We start from the raw sequence: 20,775 nt of genomic DNA on the forward strand, positions 1-20,775 counted from the left end.
CGGGGCGGGTCGGGCGGCGGCCGGCGGTGACGCGTCAGAAGGCCGAGAAGATCCCGGCGCCCACGCTGAGGACCAGGCCCAGGATGGCGATCCACGCCACCAGGGTGACGATCGGACGGGGGCGACGCGGGGCGTCGTCGTGCCAGTCCACGCCCTCCAGCTCCGGAGGGGTGCGCAGCTCTCGATCCATGGCCCCAGCCTCTCATGCCCCGCGCCGACCCGGGCTCAACGCGGGTTGACTTGTCACGGGTGCTGGGCGCCCGGACCCGCGACAGCTCAACCCGCGTTGCCGTCTGGGGTGAACAGGTCCTCGATCCGCCGCCCGAACACGGCCGCGAGGCGGAAGGCGAGGGGGAGCGAGGGGTCGTAGCGGCCCTTCTCGAGAGAGATGACGGTCTGCCGGGAGACGCCGAGCTCGTCGGCGAGCCGCTGCTGCGACCAGCCGAGGCGGGCACGCTCGTCGGGGATGGTGTTCTCCACGGCTCAGCCCCGGCGCTTCTGGAGCGCGTAGCGGACGGCCACCGAGGCGCCCGCGAAGAGGAGCAGCCCGGCGCCCACGAGGGGGAGGCTGAGCTGCCACCCCGCCAGGGCGACGACGAACGTGCCCAGCCCCAGCACCACGAGCAGGTCGCCGAACGCGCCGGACTGCGCCCTCTCGAGCCACCGGCCCTCGATGGTCTCCTCGGTGTCCCGGACGGCGCCGCGCAGGGTGGTGCGGTCCACGAGGAACAGCCAGGCAAGGGCTGCGCCGGCCGGGAGCGCCGACGCCGCCATGACCGCGCCCATGACCGCCGGGAAGCGGGGATCGGCGTCGCCCTGGCTCGAGGCCAGACCGTAGGCCGCGGCCCCGATCAGCAGGGCGATGACGACGCCGGCCACGAGGCTGACGAGGATCAGTCGCCCGGATCCGCCGCCCAGACGGGAGGAGCGGCCCCAGCGGGGGCGGGTGTCCCGGCGCGGATCGGTGGTGGCGGTGCCGGCGTGCTCCGCCGCGGCGCCCTGCCCGTCCGCTGCGGCGGCGGTATGGCGGGAGTGGTTCGCGGTCATGGGGCCCTCCTGTGGTCGATGCCCTGGGCCGGTGGCCCGGCCCGCCTCGGAGGCCCTGGGGGGCGTCCGACCGGACGTTGTGAAGCAAGCTTGACAGTCAAGTGACCTTGTCGTCAAGGGAACTTGACGCCGGGGCCCGCACAAACTCCTCCCACGTCATGGGCGGGGTCAGCCCGAGCCAGGCAGGTTCGAGACGGAACCCGAGGGCCGTGTTCGTCCGCAGGGACGCCGCGTTGGCCTCGGCGCCGCCGGTGCCCCACTCGCGCCCACCGCGGGCATGGGTCGCCAGGACGGTCGCCGCCTTGACGGCCTTCGCCACGCCGCGGTTCTCGTGCTCGGCCGCGACCGCGGTGCGGTCGACTTCCCACCGGTCAGGGGAGCGGAACGTCAGGGTGAATCCGATGAGCACGCCTCCCTCGAAGGCCCCCACGGTGAGCCCCTCTGGGGTGGACAGTCGGGCCTCGAGGTCGTCCGGCAGCGGCTCGTGACGGGAGCCGTCGGTGTGCGGGAATCGGGGAGCCGCTTCCTCGTCGAGGGCGCGCAGGGCAGGCAGGTCGACGGCGGTCAGTCTCCGGACCTCGATTCCCCGCGCTTCGGCCGCCGCGACGTGGCCACGGTAGGGCGCCAGGTCGGCGTCGTCGTCGAGGTGGAGGCGCGCGCCCCAGGAGCGGGAGCGCACGCTCCACCCGGCGTCGAGCAGCGCAGCGGCCTCGGCCGAGTCTTCGCGGTGCACGCGGGCTTCCGCCCGTGGGTCGGTCACGGGGGCGAGCATCGACCACGGGATGTGCCCGGAGACGGCCTCGCCCGGATAGACGTGCGGGAACTCGGCCGAGTGGGGATCGGAGGGGTCTCCCGGCTCGCGCCGCACCCACAGGCCGGCCCCCGCCAGTTCGTCCTCGTCCAGGCTGCAGACGAACGCGTCCGGCCGGTCCGGGTAGATCGCCGCGCCGACCACTCCCACCTGGGCGGCGTCGTCGGAGGCGTGGAGGAAGCCGACGTCGTCGATCGAGGCGCCGCGCGTCGACGCCGTGTAGCGGCCGGTGCGACGCGCGGCGGCCCAGTCCTCCGGGAGGGTGATGTGCAGGATCATGGCGCGAGGCTATCGGCCTCGGCGTCGACGCCACCCCTCCGGATGCCCATCGCGGGTTGAGTTGTCGGGGGTGTGGGGCGGGAGCACCCGCGACAACTCAACCAGCGTTGTAGGGCCGCCCCGGGCGCGACGACGGCCCGGCGTCTCCGCGGGGGAGCCGCCGGGCCGTCGGGGGCGGACCGGGTTCCGGGTGCCCGGGCCGTCAGTCCTCCAGGAAGGCCTCGACGTCCGGGGTCACCGCGCGGGAGTCGATCAGCTGACGCTCGATCGCGTCGTGGGTGATGCGGTTGGCCTCGCGCACGGCGTCGGTGCGCATCGAGATCTTGATGTCGCCCTTGTGGGTCGGGGTCCCAGCCACCTGGACCGGCTGGGTCTCGAGCGGCAGCGGGACGGCGTCGCACAGTGACTTCTCGGCCGGCTGGGCGCCGGTCAGGAAGTAGTCACGGATGGGCGCGTCCACGCACTCGGTGCCGTACGGGAACAGGCCGTGAGTGCCCTCGTTGTCCACGGAGATGAGGGACGTGTTGCGCAGCACGCCGGCGGCGCGGTGGCCGCCTTCGTACGGGGTCGCCGCGTCCAGCTCGGACTGCACGATCACGGTGCTCGGGGCGCCCTTGCCGCCGGGCTGGGAGGGCATGGAGGTCTGGGCGGGCCAGTACATGCACTCCGACGGGCCCATCAGCACACCGATCCACGGGGCCTTGCGGCCGAGGTCGTCCACCCACGAGGTCCAGTAGCCCTGCGAGGTGTTCCACTGGCCGTCCTGGCACCGGATCGCCGAGAACGCGCCCTCGAAGGTGACGGCGTCTCCGGCCTGGGTGGCGGCGACGAGCTGCTCGCGCTCGCCCACGGTCTCCAGGCCGCGGTCGGCGAAGCGGTCGAAGGAGTCGCGCTCCTCGGTCGGCAGCGACGCACGGGCCTCGGCCAGGATGCGCTCGATCTGGGTGCGCTGCCCCGCGGGGTCCGTGGCCGCGGCCTCGGACTCCATGATGCGGATGTAGGCGGCGATGACCGCCCCGGCGCTCATGTACTGGGAGGTGTCGTACATGGCCAGCAGCAGGAACGAGCCGGCGACGATCATGCCGAGCTGCGTGCGGGTGCCGCCGCCGTCCTCCCAGCGCTCCCGGATCTGCATCGGGTCGTCGCCCAGGAAGTAGAGCTCATCGTGCCGGGCCACGTAGGGGAGCATCGCGTCCTGGAACTGGCGGTCGCGGGAGCGCGGCTGCAGGTCCCAGGTGGTCTGGAGGCCGTCGCGGGAGATGTCCACGGCGGAGTCCAGCAGGAACCGGTGCGTGTGCTGGGGGAAGACGCGCTGGTACCAGCTGCCCAGCCAGGTGCCGTACGAGTAGCCGATGTAGGAGGTCTTCTCCTCGCCCAGGACGGCGCGGATGAAGTCCATGTCGTACACGGTCTGCTCGGTGGTGATGTACGGGGTGAGCTCGTTCTCGAGGCACGCGTCGACCTGGGCCTTCGTGTCCTGCCACACGTCGTGCTCGGGGTTTGGCGTGTAGGTGCACTCCAGGGCGGTGGACTGGCCCACGCCGCGGGGGTCGAAGCCGATGAAGTCGTACTGCTCGGCGAGCTCCGGGGCGCGCTCGGCCATGGCGGGACCCCAGGGCAGGCCCGAGCCGCCCGGGCCGCCGGGGTTGACCAGCGCGATGCCCTGGCGCTCCGGGTTGCCCTTCGAGGTCTCGGTCTTGGCCGCGCGCAGGGTGATGGTGTGGCCGTCCTCGGGGTTCTTCCAGTCGCGGGGCACCGTGACGTCGGCGCACGCGGTGCCGGGGATCGCGTTGAACCGGGCGTTGAGGCTCTCGCTGCCGAAGTCGCAGGCCTCCCAGTCCAGCGTCTGGCCCACGAGGTGCGGCGCAAGCGCGGCGGCGTCGTTGACCTTGTTGCCGCGCGTGGCGGAGAGGTCGTTGGAGCGGGCCTGGCCCTGCGATACGGACCCCTTGCCGTTGCCGTTGCCGTTGCCGGGTGCGGAGAGCGCGGGGGCGGCGGCCGTGATGGCGAGTGAGACGGCCGCGACGGCGGCGGCGAGCGTGGTGCGGCGGCGAGCTGGAACGGTTCTGGTCACGTCAGGTCCTCGAGTCGTTCGGTGCGGAGAGGGCCGGGGCGGTCACCGGATGACGCGAGTGATGCGCCTCACAGCCTGTGTGGAAGCCATCGTAATCATGGACGCGCGCTGGAAGTCCACTCGGTGTCCGGCCGGGTCCCGGGGGCCGCCCCCACGGCCGCGTCCAACATTGCCAACAGCCGCGCCCGCAGCGCCTGCCCCCGCTCGGCGAACTCGCGCTGTCGCCGCGCGTACTCGGCACGCCCGGCCGGCTCCTCGATCCGCACGGCCGCGTAGCCGCCGCGCCCGTCGGAGAGGTCGTCCACCCTGGTCAGGTCGTACGGCGAGGCCTCCATGTCCAGCCGGCGGATGTCCCACGCGAGGTCGAAGCAGTCCGCGAGCAGGTCCGAGTCGACCACCGGCACCAGCTTGTACGCCCACTTGTACAGGTCCATCCCCGCGTGCAGGCAGCCGGGCTGCTCCATCTCCCGCATCCCGGCGCGCGTGGGCAGGACGCCGTCGTCGCCCTCGTTGCGGTCGCGGGCCTCGGGCGCGAAGAACCGGAACGCGTCGAAGTGCGTGCACCGGATCCGCGAGCCCTCCACCACCGCGTCCGTCCCCTCGGCCCCGAGCCGCAGCGGCAGCTGGGAGTGCCGCACCCCGTGCACGTCCGAGCGGTACGCCATCGCCCACTCGTGCAGCCCGAAGCAGCCCAGGCGCGGCGCCCGCTCCGCCGTGCGCGCGAGCAGCTCCCGCGTGAACGCCACCCCCGACGCGCGGTCGGCCAGCACCGCCGCCACGTCCACCAGCCAGCCGCCCACCGCGCGGCCGTCGACGACGGCGCCCGCCACCTCGCCGGCCTCGACGCGCCGGTAGTGCTTCCACTCGCCCCGTGGGGTCGTGCCCAGCTCGGCCGCCTCGGCGCGGGCCGCGGCACCGTCGTCGTCCGCGAGGAGGACCCCCGGCCCGGGGTGCCAGCGCTGCAGCGCGGCGGGGGAGTGCGTGTAGTAGCCGAAGAGGAAGTCCTGCACCGGGTGCTTCTCGCCGCGCATCCGCAGGGCCACCAGCGGGTCCGTGCGTCGGGCGATGCGCGCGCGGTGCGCCCGCGCGTGGGCCCGCCACGCGTCGGCGGGCAGGGCGACGACGGCGGGCGGCAGGGTCTCGGAGGGCGCGGGGGCGGTGTGTGGCTCGGGCATGACCCCACCATCCTCCCCCGTGGCGCCCCTCATGAGCGAGCGGGCCCACGTGATGCCGACGCGGGGAGCGCACTCCGGCGGCCCCAATTCGACGGTCCTGGACGTTGCCTGGCAAAGATCTGGTCAAACGCCCTACCGGACGGTAGATTGCACATGTCTCGCTGTGGTGCCCATCACATGGGCGCCGATCTCCCCGTCCCCCGGCGTCATCCCCGCCGGCGTGCCACGGGTGAGAGCTGGGCGGACCTTGATGAGAAAGGCGGAGGCAATGCCTCAGAACCCCACCCCTGCCCGGCGCCGTCGGGCCCTGGCCGCGGCCGTCGCCGGCGCGAGCCTCGTGGCCGCTCCCGCGCTCGCGGTGTCGGCCACCGCCGTCGACCTGCCCGACGGCAGCACCGTCTCCAGCCCGCAGGGCGAGGTGCAGGTGCAGCAGCAGTTCGAGGACGGCCGCTACTTCGTGGTCCTGAAGGACCAGCCGTCGGTGACCGCCCCCGAGGCCGGCGCCGTTCCGGGCGCCGCCCCGAAGGCGAAGTTCGACCCCTCGCACCCGCGCGTGAAGAACTACGAGGCCAAGCTCCAGCGCCAGCAGGCGAAGGTCGCGAAGACCCACGGCGCCAAGGCCGAGATCTCCTTCCAGCGCGCCGTGAACGCGTTCGTCGCCGAGCTGACCGCCGAGGAGGCCCAGGCGATCGCGAAGGACCCGGCCGTGCTCGGCGTCGCACCGGACGAGCAGGTGGCCCCGGACTACAGCTCCACCGAATTCCTCGGCCTGCCCGGCAAGAAGGGCACCTGGAAGTCCGTGTACGGCAAGGCCGAGAACGCGGGCAAGGGCGTGGTGGTCGGCGTCATCGACTCCGGCATCCACCCGGACAACCCGTTCATCGACGGTCAGCCCGTCCAGCCGCTCAAGGGCAAGGCCAAGGTCGGCGTGCCGTACCGCACCGCGGACGGCCAGATCGCCGTGCTCAAGGCGGACGGCACCACCGCCACGGCCGAGTGCGAGACCGGCCCGGACTTCCCGGCGTCGTCGTGCGACTCCAAGCTGATCGGCGCCTACGCCTTCTCCGACGACTTCGAGCGCTTCGTCCCGGTGGACGAGCGGGCCCCGGAGGAGCGCATCTCCCCGCTGGGCGTGTTCTCCCACGGCACCCACGTGGCCACCACCATCCTCGGCAACACCGGGGTGGAGCAGACCATCGACGACGACTCCTTCGGCGAGGGCGCGGGCGTGGCCCCGGCCGCCCACCTGATCTCCTACAAGATCTGCTGGGAGGACACCGACCCGAACACCGGCGGCTGCTACACCTCCGCCTCCGTGGCCGCCATCGAGCAGGCCATCGAGAACAACGTGGACGTGCTGAACTACTCGATCTCCGGCTCCAACACCTCGATCGTGGACCCGGTGGCCATGGCCTTCAAGTCCGCCGCCGAGGCCGGCATCTTCGTGGCCGCCTCCGGCGGCAACTCCGGCCCCGGCCCGAACACCGTGAACCACGGCTCCCCGTGGCTGACCACCGTGGCCGCGGAGACGTTCTCCAACGAGCTCACCGCCACCGTGCAGTTCTCCGACGGCACGCAGCTCCGGGGCGCCTCCTCGGCCCGCACCGGCGTGGGCCCGGCCGAGGTCATCCACGCGTCCGAGGTCGCCGCCGGCGACGCCGAGGCCGCGCGTCTCTGCCTGCCCGGCGGGCTCACCGAGGAGGCCGCCGGCAAGATCGTGCTCTGCGAGCGCGGCGGGAACGCCCGCACCGAGAAGTCGCAGGTGGTGGAGGAGGCCGGCGGCGTCGGCATGATCCTCGTGAACACCCCGTCCGGCTCGCTGGACGCGGACATCCACGCGGTGCCGACCGTGCACATGAACGACAACGGCGTGATCGAGAAGGTGAAGTCCTCCGACCTCACCGCCACGATCGTCCCGGGCGACACCACCGGCCTGCCGGAGGACCCGCTGCCCCAGATCGCCGGCTTCTCCTCCCGCGGCCCGGCCAACGCCGTGAACCAGGAGCTCCTGAAGCCCGACCTCGCCGCCCCCGGTGTGAACGTGATCGCCGGCGTCTCCCCGCTGGACCCCGACTACCACGGCAACACGTTCGGCCTGATGTCCGGCACGTCCATGGCCTCGCCGAACCTGGCCGGCATGGCCACGCTGCTGATCGGCAAGTACCCGGGCTGGTCCCCGATGGCCGTGAAGTCCGCCCTCATGACCACCGCCGGCGACGTGTACAACGCCGACGGCACCGTGAACACGGACAACTTCGCCACGGGCGCCGGCTCCGCCGATCCGGCCGCCGCCGCCCGCCCGGGCCTGGTCTACGAGTCCGGCAAGGAGCAGTGGGACGCGCTGCTGCGCGGCGACATCGCCGGCCGTGACGTGAACGTCCCGTCCCTGGCGATCCCCGACGTCGTCGGCTCGGCCACCGTGACCCGCACCGTGACCGCCCTGGAGAACGGCCGCTGGCGGTTCTCTGCGAACGTGCCCGGCTTCGAGGTGACCGCCTCCCCGGCCGTGCTGGACCTGAAGGCCGGCCAGTCCGCCGACGTCGAGCTGACCGTCACCCGCACCGACGCCGCCGTGAACACCTGGACCCACGGCTCCATGTCCTGGACCACCGCCAAGGGCAAGGCCGTCCCGGAGGTGACCTCCCCGGTCACCGTGAAGGCGAAGTCCGCGACCGTCACCTCCGCCGTCGAGGGCTCCGGCGCCACCGGCTCCGCCGACGTGGAGATCACCCCCGGCGTGACCGGTGAGCTGACCCCGCAGGTCCTGGGCCTGGGCAAGGTGGACTCCACCGTGGCCGCCGCCACCGCGAGCAACTCGCTCGTGTCCAGCGCACTGGCCGTGTCCACGGTGACCGTGGAGGAGGGCACCAAGTCCCTGGTGGCCTCGATCAACGCGGGGGCTGCCGGCGCCGACTGGGACCTGTACGTGATCACCCCCGAGGGCAAGCAGCTCTCCCGGGCGACTGCGGACGAGTCCGAGACGCTGACGATCGCGAACCCCACCCCGGGCGCCTACACCGTGGTCGGCCACCTGTACGCGGCCAACGGCGGCAAGGACACCGGCACCCTCGAGACGCTCAAGCTGCGCGAGGACGCGGGCAACCTGACCGTCTCCCCGAACCCGGTCCCCGTGACCTCGGGCAAGGCCACCGAGGCGACCCTCTCCTGGTCCGGCCTGACCTCGGGCACCTGGAAGGGCCTCGTCACCTGGGACGCGGGCATCACGACCGACGTGACCGTCCAGGTCCCGTGACCGCCGACCCCCTCCGTCCTCGCTGACGGAACGGGAGGGACCCCGCACGACGCCGGCCCCGCACCTTCACGCTGAAGGTGCGGGGCCGGCGTCGTGGTGGGTGGGGGAGGGTGGAAGCACCCCGGCCCCCTCGCTTTCGAACGTGGGATAGGCCCTACCTCACGTTCGACAGCGCCCATTCGCCCCATTTCACGTTCGAAAGTCGCCCGGGCGGTGGGTGGGGGAGGGTGCGGCGTCAGCGGCCGGTGCCGCCGTAGACCGTGGCCTCCTCCTCGGCGTCGAGGCCGAAGGCGGCGTGCACGGCGCGGACGGCGTCGTCGAGCTTGCTCTCGGCGGTGACCACGGAGATGCGGATCTCCGAGGTGGAGATGAGGTCCACGTTCACGCCGGCGTCGGCGAGGGCCTTGAAGAAGGTGGCGGAGACGCCCGGGTTGGAGCGCATGCCCGCGCCGATCAGCGAGAGCTTGCCGATCTCCGGGTCCGAGACGATGTCCTGGAAGCCGATCCGGTCCTGGGCGGCGCGCAGGGCGGCCATGGCGTCCTTGCCCTCCACGATCGGCAGGGTGAAGGAGATGTCCGTGCGTCCCGAGCCCTCGCGGGAGATGTTCTGCACGATCATGTCGATGTTCACGTTGGACACGGCGATCACGCGGAAGATCTCGGCGGCCTTGCCGGGCACGTCGGGGACGCCGACGATCGTGACCTTGCCCTCGGAGCGGTCGTGGGCGACGCCGGAGACGATGGGCTGTTCCATGGGAGCGCCTTCCTGAAGGGTGATGGTGTCGTTCGGGTCGGGCATGATCCAGGTGCCCTCGTGGTCGGAGAAGGAGGAGCGCACGTGCAGCGGCACGCCGAAGCGGCGCGCGTACTCCACGGAGCGCAGGTGCAGCACCTTGGATCCGGAGGCCGCCATCTCGAGGGTCTCCTCGGAGGAGAGCTCGGTGAGCTTGCGGGCGGTCGGCACGACGCGCGGGTCGGCCGAGTAGACGCCGTCCACGTCCGTGTAGATCTCGCACACGTCCGCGCCGAGCGCGGCGGCGAGGGCGACGGCGGTGGTGTCCGAGCCGCCGCGGCCCATGGTGGTGATGTCCTTGGACTCGGGGCTCACGCCCTGGAACCCGGCCACGATGGCCACGCGGCCGGCGTCGAGGGCCTCCTGCACGCGGTGGGGGTTGACCTTGACGATCCGGGCCCGGCCGTACGAGGTGTCCGTCAGCATGCCGGCCTGGGAGCCGGTGTAGGAGCGGGCCTCGAAGCCCTCGGCATGGATCGCCATCGCGAGCAGGGACATGGAGATGCGCTCGCCCGCCGAGAGCAGGATGTCCATCTCGCGTGCGGGCGCGTCCTGCGTGAGTTCGGCGGCGAGGTCGAGCAGCTCGTCCGTGGTGTCGCCCATGGCCGAGACCACGACGCACACGCGGTTCCCGGCCCGTACCGTGTCCGCGACGCGGCGGGCCACACGCTGGATGCCGGCGGCGTCGGCCACGGAGGAGCCGCCGAACTTCTGGACGATGAGACTCATGGGTCGCTCCGGACAGGGTCGAGGGTCGGTTCGGGCCAAGTCTAGGGGCGCGCACCCGCGCAGGTCCGCCAGGTGAACCCCTGTTCCGGATGCTGGACCCGGCGCCCGCGGCAGGCCAGGACGACGGCGCCCGCGGCCCCGCCTGCGACCCCGGTCGGGCTGGGATCGGCGCCGGGATCATCCCCCGGGTGGATCCGCGTCCGTGCTCGGCGCGGCAAGGATGGGGCCATGACCGCTCCAGCACCCCCGCCCGCCTCACCCGTCCTGGGGGTGGCCGCCCACGACGGGATCGTGGCCCACGGCCTCGCCCGCTCGTTCGGCGCCGTCCATGCGGTGCGGGACGTCTCCCTCACCGTGCCCGCCGGCTCCGTGACGGCCCTCGTCGGCCCGAACGGCTCGGGCAAGACCACGCTCCTGCTGATCCTGGCCACCCTGCTGCGCCCGGACGCCGGCGCCGTGTCCGTGGCCGGGGTGGACGCGGTGCGCGAGCCCGTCGAGGCCCGGCGGCGGCTCGGCTGGATGCCCGACACCCTGGGCGTGTGGGAGGAGCTGACCTGCCACGACATCCTCGCCAGCCTGGGCCGTCTCTACGGCATGGGGAAGGCGGAGGCGTCGGCGCGCGCGGACGAGCAGCTCGCGTGGGTCGAGCTCACGGAGTTCGCCCACCGGCCCGCCCGCGTGCTCTCCCGCGGCCAGCAGCAGCGCCTGTCCCTGGCTCGGGCCACCGTGCACCGGCCCTCCGTCCTGCTCCTGGACGAACCCGCCAACGGCCTCGACCCGGCCGCCCGCATCCGGCTGCGGGACGACTTGCGCGCCATGGCCGCAGCCGGCACCGCCGTGCTCGTCTCCTCCCACGTGCTCGCCGAGCTCGAGGAGATGTCCGACCGCGCCGTGTTCCTCCGTGAGGGCGCCACGGTGGCCACCCAGGAGTTCCGCGCCGCCGACGACCTCGCCCGCCCCTACCGGATCGCCGGACCCGACCCGACGGCCCGGGACACCCTCGTCCGCGCCCTCGAGGCCCGCGGCCTCGCCGTCACCGCGGCCACCGGCGCCGGCGCGGGCCAGCGCCGGGACGGCGTCGTGGTGCAGCTGCGGGGTGAGGCCGCCGCGGCCGCGCTGCTCGCGGACCTCGTGCGCGAGGGTGTGCTCGTGAGCCACTTCGCCCCGGAGGGCTCCCGCCTCGAGAACGCCTACCTGGGCCTCCATCTGGAGGACCCCCGCACCGAAGGAGACCGGCCGTGAGCACCGCCGTCGCGACCTCGATCCATGACCGCCGCCCGCCGCAGCCGCAGCCGGGGGGACGCCTCGGCGCGGCCCAGGCCGTGGCCACCGTGGTGGGGATGGAACTGCGTCAGCGGCTGCGCTCGCGCGGCTGGTACGTGCTGTTGGGCGTCTTCTTCGCGGTGGTGGGGGCGGTGACCCTCGGCGCCCTCGGACTGCGAAGCCTGGGCGTGGCGGAGATGGAGGCGTCCGGCCTGGAGCCGGAGCTGGCGGAGCAGCAGATGCGCGCCCTGGGGCGGACGCTCTTCGACGGCGTCCTGCTCTTCGTCCTCACCCTCTCGCTGCTGGTCTCGCCCGCCCTGGCGGCCAACGCGATCTCGGGCGACCGTGCCGGCGGCACCCTGGCCATCACCCAGGTCACCCTGCTGCGGACCGGGCACCTGATGGCGGGCAAGTGGCTGGCCGCGTGGATCGCCTCCGCCGCGTTCCTCGCGGCCGCGCTGCCGTGGCTCGCGGTCGCGGCCGTGGTGGGGCGCGTGTCCCCGTGGGCCGTGCTGGTGGGGCTCGTGATGATCCTCGTGGAGTTCGGCATGATCGCGGGGATCGGCGTGGCCGTCTCGGCCATCGCCGGGCGCACGCTGTTCGCCGTCGTGGTGACGTACCTGATCGTGGCGGCGCTGACGATCGGCACCCTGGTGGCCTTCGGGCTGTCCCTGCAGTTCCTGCAGACCGAGGTGCGGGCCAACGACGCCGAGTTCGGCCCCATGACGGCGGAGCCGTTCACCGAGGCGGAGCTCGAGAAGATGACCCCGGAGGAGGCGGAGCAGGCCTGGGCCGAGTGGGAGGCGGCGCACCCGGAGCTGTACGACGGGATCGCCGACCGGTGCGTCGGCCCGGTGACCACCCGGACGATCCCCGACCCGCGGCGCAGCGGATGGCTGCTCGCGGCGAACCCCTACGCCGTCCTCGCGGATGCTTCCCCCTGGGAGGCAGGGCTCCTCGCGGACGGTACCCGGGTGGATCCCGGGCCGCTCAACCTGCTGTCCGTGGGGCTGCGCTGGACCCAGCGTGACCCCGTCCGGGACGTCGAGTGCCTCGATGGCGAGCTGCGCGGTCTCGACCAGAGCGGTGTGCCGGACCGGCAGGGCACCTGGCCGGTGTGGCCGCTCGGCCTGGCGATGCAGGGTGTGCTGGTGGCCGGGCTGGTCTGGTGGGGCCACCGTCGCCTGGACACCCCGGCCGGGCGGCTGCCCGCCGGCACGCGCGTGGCCTGAGCCGGGCCGGCGTCGGGCAGGACCCGCTCGACGCCGGCCCGTGTCAGCCGCTGATCAGGCGGCGGCCCTCGAAGGCGCGGCCGAGGGTGACCTCGTCCGCGTACTCGAGATCCCCGCCGACGGGCAGACCGGAGGCCAGACGCGTGACGCGGATGCCCGTGGCGCCGAGGAGCCGGCCGAGGTAGGTGGCCGTGGCCTCGCCCTCGAGGTTGGGATCCGTGGCGAGGATGACCTCCTGCACGGCCTCGTCCTGCAGCCGGGTGAGCAGCTCGCGGACGTGCAGCTGCTCGGGGCCGATGCCGGCGATCGGGTTGATGGCCCCGCCGAGCACGTGGTAGCGGCCCTGGAAGGCGCGGGTGCGCTCCATGGCCATGACGTCCTGCGACTCCTCGACGACGCAGATCTGGGAGCGGTCCCGGCGTTCATCCCGGCAGAGCGAGCACACCTCGTCCTCGGAGACGTTGAAGCAGACCGAGCACAGCCGCACCCTGTCCTTGACCGTGCGGATGGCGTCCGCGAGCCGCAGCATGTCCTCCCGGTCCGCCTCCAGCATGTGGAAGGCGATGCGCTGGGCGGACTTCGGCCCGATGCCCGGCAGGCGGCCGAGCTCGTCGATCAGGTCCTGCACCGCGCCCTGGTACATCCGTCCCCCTCGTCCGATGGTGCGTCTCGTGGGGCGTGCGCCCCGACGCGGCGCCGTGGTCCGGCGCCGCGTCCATCATGCCCGCGGCCCCGGACGGCGTACGGGCGCGTTCGCCTCAGGCGTCGTTGGGGCGTTCCTCGAGCAGACGGCCGCCGAGCACCCGTTCGACGACGGCCCGGCCCACGAGGCCCGAGTCCTCGAGCGGGACGTCGTCGTCGCTGGCGACCTCGTCCTCCCACCCCACACCGGACGTCGCCGGGGCGGCGGGGCCGGTGTCGGCGGGCCGGGTCGGGCCGCGGCCCTGGGCGGCCTCGCGGGCGGCGCGGATGGCCGCGGCCCGCGCGTCCAACGACGGCAGCGCCGAGGCTCCCCCGGCGGGCTCGACGTCGGCGGGGCGCGCCCCGAGCGAGGCCGCGCTCGGCCGGCCCCCGGCGGGGGAGCCCGGCGTGGCGTCCGGGTCGGGGCCACCGGGAGCGCCGGGGCCGCCGCCCGTCCCGCCGCCGCCGCTCGAGCCCGCGTTCACCGGAGGCTCGAGGGGCCCACCGGCCCGCAGCCGCTCCATGAGCCGCGGGTACATGCTCGCCGGATGGCCCGAACCCGGGAAGTCCGAACCGGTCGGGCCGGCAGCCGCGCGCGGCGCGGCGTCCGCGTCGTCGGCGGGCACGCCCGGGTCAGGGGTCGCGTCGGCCGTGGGCGAGCCCGTGGGGCGCCGCTCCTCGTCCGAGGACGGGCCGGCGCCCGAGGCGGCCGGGTGGAGATCGCGTCGCTCCGTGGCCGCTGCGTCGTCGTCCGGGGCGGGCGACGGCGTGGCAGGCCGGGCGGAGTCACCGTCCGCGGCCGCGCCCGCGCCGTCGTCGAAGCCGGCGGGACGGGTCGCGCCGAAGCGCTTCGCGAACTCGGCGCGCAGCTCCGCCTCCGGACGGGCGAACACGGGGATCGAGTGCTCCTCCTCGCGGACCAGCGGCCCCGGGTCGTAGGCCCGACGGACCTCCTCGGCGCTCGGCTCGCTCTCGCCGGGGGTCGGGGCGTCGGGCTGGACCGGGGAGTCCTGGCCGGCGTCCGGCGCGGCGCCGCCGGGGGCCGGTGCGGCCTGCGGCGGCGCGCCCCAGTCCTCGACCGACGGCACGGGGCCGTCCCAGCCGGCGGCGCCGACGGGCCGCTCCTCGGCGTCCCGGGCCGGCGGGGTCCAGCCCTCGGGGCCGTCCGAGTCGTCCTGCTCCGCGTCCGGGTCGAACGCGGGCAGCGAGTCCCACGGGTCCTCCTCGAACGGGGGAGCGTCGTCCCAGGCGGGCGGCTCCTCATCCGGGCCGCCCCAGCCGTCCGCCGGCGGGGCGGGGGCGGGCGTCGTCGACGACGTCGGCGTCGGCCCCCAGGAGGTGGCGGGAGCCGCGGGCGTCCAGGCGGGGGACGGCTCCGGCGTCTGACGCTGCTGTGTGGCCCGGGGCGGAGCCGCCGGCGGCGCCGGGTCGTCCTCCGCGGTGGAGGGTGCGGCGGAGCGCGGCGGGGCGGGGCGGGAGGACTCCGGCTCGCGCGGGGCCTGCCCCGGTGCCGGAGCGGGTCGGTTCGGCTGCGCCGCCGCCGGTCGGTCGGGCCGGCTCTGCTGCGGGGCCGGACGTTCAGGCCGGTCCGTCCGCGCCGGGCCGGCCGGGCGGGCGCCGGACTGTGCGCGGGCCTCCCCGGTCGGCGCGTCCCCACCGAGGATCAGGTCGAGCCGCGGGCGGATGCCGAGCACCTGGTGGACGGCCTCGCCGAGCACGCGGTCGCCGCCCCGGCCGAGCAGCGACTGGCGGGGTCCGTCCTGCTGGAAGCCGATCGTCAGCAACGAGCCGTCGTAGCCCGCGACGCTCGCGTTGTCCTTCACCAGCATCCACACCAGGCGTGAGGCGTCCTCGAGGGCCGCGAGGATGTCCGGCCAGGCCCGGCGGATCATCTCCACCTGGCTCGCTGCCGGGGCGGGCGTGGGGCTCGACGGCGCGGCACCGGTGCGGTCCTGAGCCTGGGGCCGGCCCTCGGGGCGGCCCTCAGGCTCGGCGCGGCTCCCGGCCTCCGGGCGGCGCGTGTCCCCGGAACGGGCCCCGACCTCAGCCGGTTCAGGCCGCTTGGGCTGCGGCGGCTGCTGCGGACGTTCGGACCCCGTTGCCCCGGCGGCCGCGTCCCCCTCCGGCGCCTCTGCCACGGACTGCGGGGCAGGCGGCGTCCAGCGCTCCGGCGGGGCGGTGGGCGCCGTCGGCGCGGGCTCCTCCGGCCGCCGCATGGCGGCCCGGGCGAGCGCGGCACCGGTCAGAGGGCCGGAGCCGTCCGCGTCCCCGGCCGATCCGCCGCCGTCCTTGGCGGGCGTGCCGGACCGGGCCGGCGTCGTCGTGCCCTCCGGGGCGCCGTCCTCGACGGGCGCGGCGCCACCGAGCTCCAGGCGCCGTTCGAGGGCCTCGAGGCGGGCGGCCAGGCCGCGGTGCGTCTCGTCCGAGGCGGGCAGCAGCAGGCGCGCCATGAGCAGCTCGAGGTGCAGGCGGGGACTGGTGGCCCCCACCATGTCCGTCAGCGCGAGGTTGGTGATGTCCGCGAGGCGGGAGAGCTCCGCGCGGGAGAGCTGCGCGGCCTGCGCCGACAGACGCCGCACCTGGTCCTCCGGCATGCCGTGCAGGATCGCCCCGGCCTCCTCCGGCAGGGCACGGGCGATCACGAGGTCGCGGAAGCGGTCCAGCAGGTCCTCGACGAAGCGGCGCGGGTCCTGGCCGGACTGCACCACGCGGTCCACCACGCGGAACACGGTGGGGGTGTCGTCCGCGGCGACGGCGTCGATCACGTCGTCCAGCAGGGCTTCCGGGGTGAAGCCGAGCAGGCTCACCGCGAGCTCGTAGGAGACCTGGCCCTCCTGGGCACCCGCGATCAGCTGGTCCAGCACGGAGAGCGTGTCACGCACCGAGCCCGTGCCGGCGCGCACCACGAGCGGCAGCACGCCCTTCTCCACGGACACGCCCTCCTCCGCGCACAGCTGCTCGAGGTAGACGATGAGCGGCTCCGGCGGCACGAGCCGGAACGGGTAGTGGTGGGTGCGGGAGCGGATGGTCCCGATGACCTTCTCCGGCTCCGTGGTGGCGAAGATGAACTTCAGGTGCTCCGGCGGCTCCTCCACGATCTTGAGCAGCGCGTTGAAGCCCGCCGCGGTGACCATGTGCGCCTCGTCGATGATGAGGATCTTGTAGCGGTCCCGGACCGGGGCGAACGTGGCCCGCTCGCGCAGGCCGCGGGCGTCCTCCACACCGCCGTGCGAGGCCGCGTCGATCTCCAGCACGTCCAGCGAGCCCGGCCCGCCGGTGGCCAGGTCCCGGCACGAGTCGCACTCGCCGCACGGCGTGGGCGTGGGGCCTTGGGCGCAGTTCAGGCAGCGCGCGAGGATGCGGGCGGACGTGGTCTTGCCGCAGCCGCGCGGGCCGGAGAAGAGGTAGGCGTGGTTCACGCGGTCCTTCGCCAGTGCGGTGCGCAGCGGGACCGTGACATGGTCCTGCCCGATCACGTCCTCGAAACGGTCCGGGCGGTAGCGGCGGTACAGGGCGGTGCTCACCCTCGAAAGCCTATCCGGCGGGCGGACGGGCTAAGGGAGCCGGGGAATGCGCCCACCCACCGGCCCGTTCCCTGGCCCATGACCACCACGCACATGCACACCGACGCCGAGGACACGATCCACCCCACGCAGCCGGCCCCGGACGCGGGACCGCTGAGTCAGGCCGAGATCGACCGCCTCTTCGCGGACCGCCACACGACGCAGCTCTTCTCGGACGAGCCCGTCGACCTCGCGCTGATCGAGCGGGCCTACGCGGACCTCCGCTGGGCGCCGACCGCCATGAACAACCAGCCGCTGCGGCTCGACGTCGTGGACAGTCCCGAGGCCCGCGCCCGCCTGGCTCCGCTGATGATCGAGTTCAACCGGGAGAAGACGGAGCGCGCCCCGCTCACGCTGATCGCCTCCTACGACCTCGACTGGCACCGCCACATGGGCCACCTCGCCCCGTTCCGGGAGGGCTTCGAGGAGGATGCCGAGGGCAAGCCGGGCATGCGCGAGGGGATGGGCCGCACGAACGCGCTCATCCAGGTGGGCTACCTGCTCGTGGCCCTGCGCGCCCACGGGCTCGAGGTCGGCCCCATGGCCGGGTTCGACGCCGCCGCCGTGGACGCCGAGTTCCATGCGGACCGTGCCTGGAAGTCCCTCCTGGTGATCAACGTGGGCCACGCCGCCGCGGACGACGAGAAGGCGCAGCAGCCCCGCCAGGGCCGCCTCGACTTCGACCAGGCCGCCCAGGTCCTCTGACCGGGGCCGGGCCTGCGGCGGGCCAGGGCGCCGGCCCGTTCAGAGCCCGGTGAACACCCACGGATCGCGCGGCAGGGCGGCCGGGTCGAACGCGGGCACGGCGGCCGCCAGCGGTCCCGCGGGCAGGCCGAGGGACTCCAGCAGCCGGTCCCGCACCCGCTCGGGGGTCCACGCCGGGTCCTGCGCGGAGAGGTCCTCGAGGGTCACGGCGCCGTCCCGCTTGGCCAGCCGCCGCCCCTCCGTGTTCAGCACGAGCGGCACGTGCAGGTACTCCACCGCGGGCGTCGGCTCCCCGCGTGCGGCGCACAGCGCCTCGGCCAGCCAGCGCTGGCGCGGGGCCGAGTCGAGCAGGTCGTCGCCGCGGACCACCTGGTCCACGTCCTGCGCCAGGTCGTCCACGACGACGGCCAGGTTGTACGCGTACGCCCCGTCGTTCCGGCGCAGCACCAGGTCGTCGACCAGGCCCGTGACGTCGCCGTGCAGCACGTCCACGGCGGTCGCGCGCGGGATCTCACCGTCCGGCAGGCCCGCGACCTTCGCCGCGTCGATCCGCAGGGCGGCGGGACGCACCCGCCGTCGCTCGGCCCGCTCGGCCTCGGTCAGGCCGCGGCAGGTGCCCGGATAGAAGCCGGGCGGACGCAGCGGCACGGCGCCGCCGGAGGCGGGGGCGCCGTCGTCGGGCCTCGGGTGCGGGGCCGACGTCGCCTCGGCGATGTCCTTGCGCGAGCAGAAGCACTCGTAGACCGCGTCCGCGCCGTGCACGGCGCGCAGGGCGGCCACGGCGGCGTCGTACAGGGCGGTGCGCTCGGACTGGCGCACCGGCTCGGCGTCCCAGTCCAACCCGACGGCGGCCAGGTCCGCCCGCTGGCCGGCCTCGGCCCCGGAGCGGACGCGGTCCAGGTCCTCGATCCGCAGCAGGAAGGCGCGGTCCGTGGCGCGCGCGGCGAGCCACGCGACGAGCGCGGTGCGCAGGTTGCCCAGGTGCAGGCTTCCCGTGGGGGAGGGGGCGTAGCGTCCGGCGGGCATGGGATCTCCTGGGGAAAGTGAAGACCCCTCACGCACCTGCCAGAGCCCACCTACCCTTGCTACCTTCCGGTCCTGGGGGAGTTCAGCGAGATGACACCACGTGAGGGGCCGCCGACGACTCTACCAGGGTGGCGGCGGGCGCGGCGATTCGGGCCGCGGCGAGCCCCGGGCCGGGCCCGCGCCTCCCGCGGGGGATTGGCGCGGCCCAGGACGATCTGGTTATTATGGAGCCTGCCCTCGCGCGGTCCGCCGCATGAGGGCGCACCAAGGAGGATTCGCCTAGCGGCCTATGGCGCACGCCTGGAACGCGTGTTGGGTTAACAGCCCTCGGGGGTTCAAATCCCCCATCCTCCGCAGATAAGCCCCGGGACCCCAGTGGTTCCGGGGCTTTTCGCATGTCCGGGGCCGCTGTCGTCGCGGGACGCGCGCCCGACGTCAGCGGCCCGCCCCGCTGGATGCGAGACGCGGGTCACATTTGCGCGTATCCTTCTCCCCAGTCGCCCGGGACCGCCGGCGGCCGCCGCTCGGAACTCGCACCGCACCGGCCATCCCCACCCCGATCTGGAGACCCCATGTCCTTCGCAGATCTCATCACCACCGTGAACGACGTCATCTGGTCCCCGGCCCTGATCTGGCTCTGCCTGATCGTCGGCCTCTACTTCACCATCCGGACCATGTTCCTGCAGTTCGTGAACATCCCGGACATGGTGAAGCAGCTCCGCGAGGGCCAGGACTCCGCGGACGGCACCTCGTCCCTCCAGTCCCTCATGATGTCGCTCGCCGGCCGCGTCGGCATGGGCAACATCGGCGGCGTCGCCACAGCCATCGCGTTCGGCGGCCCCGGTGCCGTGTTCTGGATGTGGGTCATGGCCCTGCTCGGCGCCGCCACGTCCTTCATCGAGTCCACGCTCGGCCAGATCTACAAGGAGCGCGACCCGGACACCGGCGAGTACCGCGGCGGCCCGGCGTACTACTTCGAGAAGGCCTACAAGCACACGGCCGCCGCCCCCGCGTTCAAGGTGTACGCCATCCTGTTCGCCGTCGTCACCGTCTTCGCCACCAGCTACTTCCTGCCGGGCGTGCAGGCCAACGGCGTGGCCGCGGCCGTGGGCGAGGCGTGGGCCGTGCCCGCCTGGGTCGTGGCCCTGGCCATGGTCATCCTGCTGGCCTTCATCGTCCTGGGCGGCGTGAAGCGCATCGCGACGTTCGCCGTCTACGTGGTGCCCGTGATGGCCGTGCTGTACATCATCCTCGCGCTGATCGTGCTGTTCCTGAACTTCGACCAGATCCCCGAGGTCTTCGGCTCCATCTTCGCCAGCGCGTTCGGCGTGCACGCCGTGTTCGGCGCGATCCTCGGCCTCGCCATCCAGTGGGGCGTGAAGCGCGGCGTCTACTCCAACGAGGCCGGCCAGGGCACGGGCCCGCACGCCGCCGCGGCCGCCGAGGTCTCGCACCCGGCAAAGCAGGGCTTCGTGCAGGCGTTCGCCGTGTACATCGACACGCTCTTCGTCTGCTCGGCCACCGCGTTCATCATCATCTCCACGGGCGCCTACCGGGTGTACTCGGACGGGTCCGGCTCCGGCCTGCTGTTCGAGGGCATCGTCTCGCCGACGGCCTCCGAGGGCCCGGCCTTCGTCCAGACCGGCTTCGACGCCATGTTCTCCGGCTTCGGCCCCACGTTCGTGGCCGTGGCGCTGGCGTTCTTCGCCTTCACCACGATCGTGGCGTACTACTACATGGCCGAGGTCAACATCGTGTTCCTCACGCGCAACCTGCGCAACGGCATGGTCCGCCGCGTCGCGCTGCGCTTCCTGCAGGCCCTGATCCTCGTGTCGGTGGCCTACGGCGCCGTCGCCACCACGGGTGCGGCCTGGGGCCTCGGCGACATCGGCGTGGGCTCCATGGCCTGGCTGAACATCCTCGGCATCCTGGTGCTGCAGGGCCCGGCCCTCAAGGCCCTCAAGGACTACCGCGCACAGAAGCGCCAGGGTCTCGACCCGCAGTTCGACCCGCGCCCGCTCGGCATCCGCAACGCGGACTTCTGGGAGCACCGCGCCGACGGCCTGATCACCCAGGGCGTCGCCGGCACGGCCGAGCACCCGATCGTCGCCGAGGGCGGCGCCCACCGCGCCTGACCTACCGGC

The 20,775-nt window shown here is 73.9% G+C and carries 15 protein-coding genes, 1 tRNA gene and 1 other RNA gene; 6 read left to right on the forward strand and 11 right to left on the reverse strand.

Annotation, left to right across the window (positions count from 1 at the left end):
• Positions 1-34 precede the first annotated feature (34 nt).
• The 6 genes from ACFI33_RS04375 to ACFI33_RS04400 all read right to left on the reverse strand — a co-directional run bounded on the left by ACFI33_RS04375 (position 35) and on the right by ACFI33_RS04400 (position 5,386).
• Complete coding sequence (locus ACFI33_RS04375) at positions 35-190, reverse strand: hypothetical protein (protein WP_010079551.1); 156 nt, start codon at positions 188-190, stop codon at positions 35-37.
• Between the two features lie 86 nt (positions 191-276).
• Positions 277-480: a helix-turn-helix transcriptional regulator gene (locus ACFI33_RS04380; protein ID WP_002856639.1), complete on the reverse strand. Its 204-nt coding sequence runs from the start codon at positions 478-480 to the stop codon at positions 277-279.
• A 3-nt stretch (positions 481-483) separates the two neighbouring features.
• Positions 484-1,047, reverse strand: a complete 564-nt coding sequence (locus tag ACFI33_RS04385; protein ID WP_101963304.1) for a hypothetical protein — start codon at positions 1,045-1,047, stop codon at positions 484-486.
• A gap of 97 nt (positions 1,048-1,144) precedes the next feature.
• Positions 1,145-2,137, reverse strand: coding sequence for a GNAT family N-acetyltransferase (locus tag ACFI33_RS04390; RefSeq protein WP_101963305.1), 993 nt, complete (start codon positions 2,135-2,137; stop codon positions 1,145-1,147).
• 202 nt (positions 2,138-2,339) lie between these two features.
• The gene (locus tag ACFI33_RS04395) at positions 2,340-4,211 is read right to left on the reverse strand and encodes an alpha/beta hydrolase (protein WP_462623773.1); all 1,872 of its coding nucleotides are present in this window, start codon (positions 4,209-4,211) and stop codon (positions 2,340-2,342) included.
• 95 nt (positions 4,212-4,306) lie between these two features.
• Positions 4,307-5,386, reverse strand: coding sequence for a 3-methyladenine DNA glycosylase (locus ACFI33_RS04400; RefSeq protein ID WP_462623774.1), 1,080 nt, complete (start codon positions 5,384-5,386; stop codon positions 4,307-4,309).
• 268 nt (positions 5,387-5,654) lie between these two features.
• Between ACFI33_RS04400 and ACFI33_RS04405 the strand changes: the two genes are divergently transcribed.
• On the forward strand, positions 5,655-8,639 hold the full coding sequence (locus tag ACFI33_RS04405) for a S8 family serine peptidase (RefSeq protein ID WP_127435321.1): 2,985 nt from the start codon (positions 5,655-5,657) through the stop codon (positions 8,637-8,639).
• 235 nt (positions 8,640-8,874) lie between these two features.
• Here the strand turns inward: ACFI33_RS04405 and ACFI33_RS04410 are convergent, their stop codons facing one another.
• Entirely contained in the window at positions 8,875-10,161 is a 1,287-nt protein-coding gene (locus tag ACFI33_RS04410; RefSeq protein WP_087114450.1) for an aspartate kinase, read from the reverse strand.
• Between the two features lie 228 nt (positions 10,162-10,389).
• Between ACFI33_RS04410 and ACFI33_RS04415 the strand changes: the two genes are divergently transcribed.
• Together ACFI33_RS04415 and ACFI33_RS04420 are read left to right on the forward strand one after the other, a co-directional pair.
• Positions 10,390-11,403, forward strand: a complete 1,014-nt coding sequence (locus tag ACFI33_RS04415; protein WP_087114451.1) for an ABC transporter ATP-binding protein — start codon at positions 10,390-10,392, stop codon at positions 11,401-11,403.
• Complete coding sequence (locus ACFI33_RS04420; RefSeq protein ID WP_127435523.1) at positions 11,400-12,656, forward strand: ABC transporter permease; 1,257 nt, start codon at positions 11,400-11,402, stop codon at positions 12,654-12,656. The genes ACFI33_RS04415 and ACFI33_RS04420 overlap by 4 nt, the downstream gene beginning before the upstream one ends.
• A gap of 43 nt (positions 12,657-12,699) precedes the next feature.
• Here the strand turns inward: ACFI33_RS04420 and recR are convergent, their stop codons facing one another.
• Together recR and ACFI33_RS04430 are read right to left on the reverse strand one after the other, a co-directional pair.
• Positions 12,700-13,299: a recombination mediator RecR gene (recR, locus tag ACFI33_RS04425; RefSeq protein WP_002856659.1), complete on the reverse strand. Its 600-nt coding sequence runs from the start codon at positions 13,297-13,299 to the stop codon at positions 12,700-12,702.
• Positions 13,300-13,414: 115 nt separating this feature from the next.
• Positions 13,415-16,861, reverse strand: coding sequence for a DNA polymerase III subunit gamma and tau (locus ACFI33_RS04430; RefSeq protein ID WP_336575015.1), 3,447 nt, complete (start codon positions 16,859-16,861; stop codon positions 13,415-13,417).
• A gap of 78 nt (positions 16,862-16,939) precedes the next feature.
• Here ACFI33_RS04430 and ACFI33_RS04435 point away from each other — a divergent pair, with 78 nt between their 5' ends.
• Positions 16,940-17,605, forward strand: coding sequence for a malonic semialdehyde reductase (locus ACFI33_RS04435; protein WP_049146682.1), 666 nt, complete (start codon positions 16,940-16,942; stop codon positions 17,603-17,605).
• A gap of 39 nt (positions 17,606-17,644) precedes the next feature.
• On the opposite strand, the gene gluQRS is transcribed toward ACFI33_RS04435, so the two are convergent.
• Together gluQRS and ffs are read right to left on the reverse strand one after the other, a co-directional pair.
• Complete coding sequence (gene gluQRS, locus ACFI33_RS04440) at positions 17,645-18,631, reverse strand: tRNA glutamyl-Q(34) synthetase GluQRS (protein ID WP_336575014.1); 987 nt, start codon at positions 18,629-18,631, stop codon at positions 17,645-17,647.
• A gap of 16 nt (positions 18,632-18,647) precedes the next feature.
• Positions 18,648-18,744: signal recognition particle sRNA small type (gene ffs / locus ACFI33_RS04445), an RNA gene on the reverse strand.
• A 155-nt stretch (positions 18,745-18,899) separates the two neighbouring features.
• On the opposite strand from ffs, the gene ACFI33_RS04450 reads away from it, so the two are divergent.
• Positions 18,900-18,985: transfer RNA gene (locus tag ACFI33_RS04450), tRNA-Ser, on the forward strand.
• A 218-nt stretch (positions 18,986-19,203) separates the two neighbouring features.
• Positions 19,204-20,766: an alanine/glycine:cation symporter family protein gene (locus tag ACFI33_RS04455; protein ID WP_127435288.1), complete on the forward strand. Its 1,563-nt coding sequence runs from the start codon at positions 19,204-19,206 to the stop codon at positions 20,764-20,766.
• The last annotated feature ends 9 nt before the right edge of the window (positions 20,767-20,775 follow it).

Source organism: Micrococcus sp. PSi08, from assembly GCF_054960655.1.

Excerpts from the sequence above, each read along its gene's own strand:
- ACFI33_RS04375 (WP_010079551.1), bottom strand. The coding sequence starts at position 190 with ATGGATCGAGAGCTGCGCACCCCTCCGGAGCTGGAGGGCGTGGACTGG.
- ACFI33_RS04405 (WP_127435321.1), top strand. The coding sequence starts at position 5,655 with ATGCCTCAGAACCCCACCCCTGCCCGGCGCCGTCGGGCCCTGGCCGCG.
- ACFI33_RS04415 (WP_087114451.1), top strand. The coding sequence starts at position 10,390 with ATGACCGCTCCAGCACCCCCGCCCGCCTCACCCGTCCTGGGGGTGGCC.
- ACFI33_RS04455 (WP_127435288.1), top strand. The coding sequence starts at position 19,204 with ATGTCCTTCGCAGATCTCATCACCACCGTGAACGACGTCATCTGGTCC.
- ACFI33_RS04385 (WP_101963304.1), bottom strand. The coding sequence starts at position 1,047 with ATGACCGCGAACCACTCCCGCCATACCGCCGCCGCAGCGGACGGGCAG.
- ACFI33_RS04435 (WP_049146682.1), top strand. The coding sequence starts at position 16,940 with ATGACCACCACGCACATGCACACCGACGCCGAGGACACGATCCACCCC.
- gluQRS (WP_336575014.1), bottom strand. The coding sequence starts at position 18,631 with ATGCCCGCCGGACGCTACGCCCCCTCCCCCACGGGAAGCCTGCACCTG.
- ACFI33_RS04390 (WP_101963305.1), bottom strand. The coding sequence starts at position 2,137 with ATGATCCTGCACATCACCCTCCCGGAGGACTGGGCCGCCGCGCGTCGC.
- ACFI33_RS04400 (WP_462623774.1), bottom strand. The coding sequence starts at position 5,386 with ATGCCCGAGCCACACACCGCCCCCGCGCCCTCCGAGACCCTGCCGCCC.
- recR (WP_002856659.1), bottom strand. The coding sequence starts at position 13,299 with ATGTACCAGGGCGCGGTGCAGGACCTGATCGACGAGCTCGGCCGCCTG.
- ACFI33_RS04410 (WP_087114450.1), bottom strand. The coding sequence starts at position 10,161 with ATGAGTCTCATCGTCCAGAAGTTCGGCGGCTCCTCCGTGGCCGACGCC.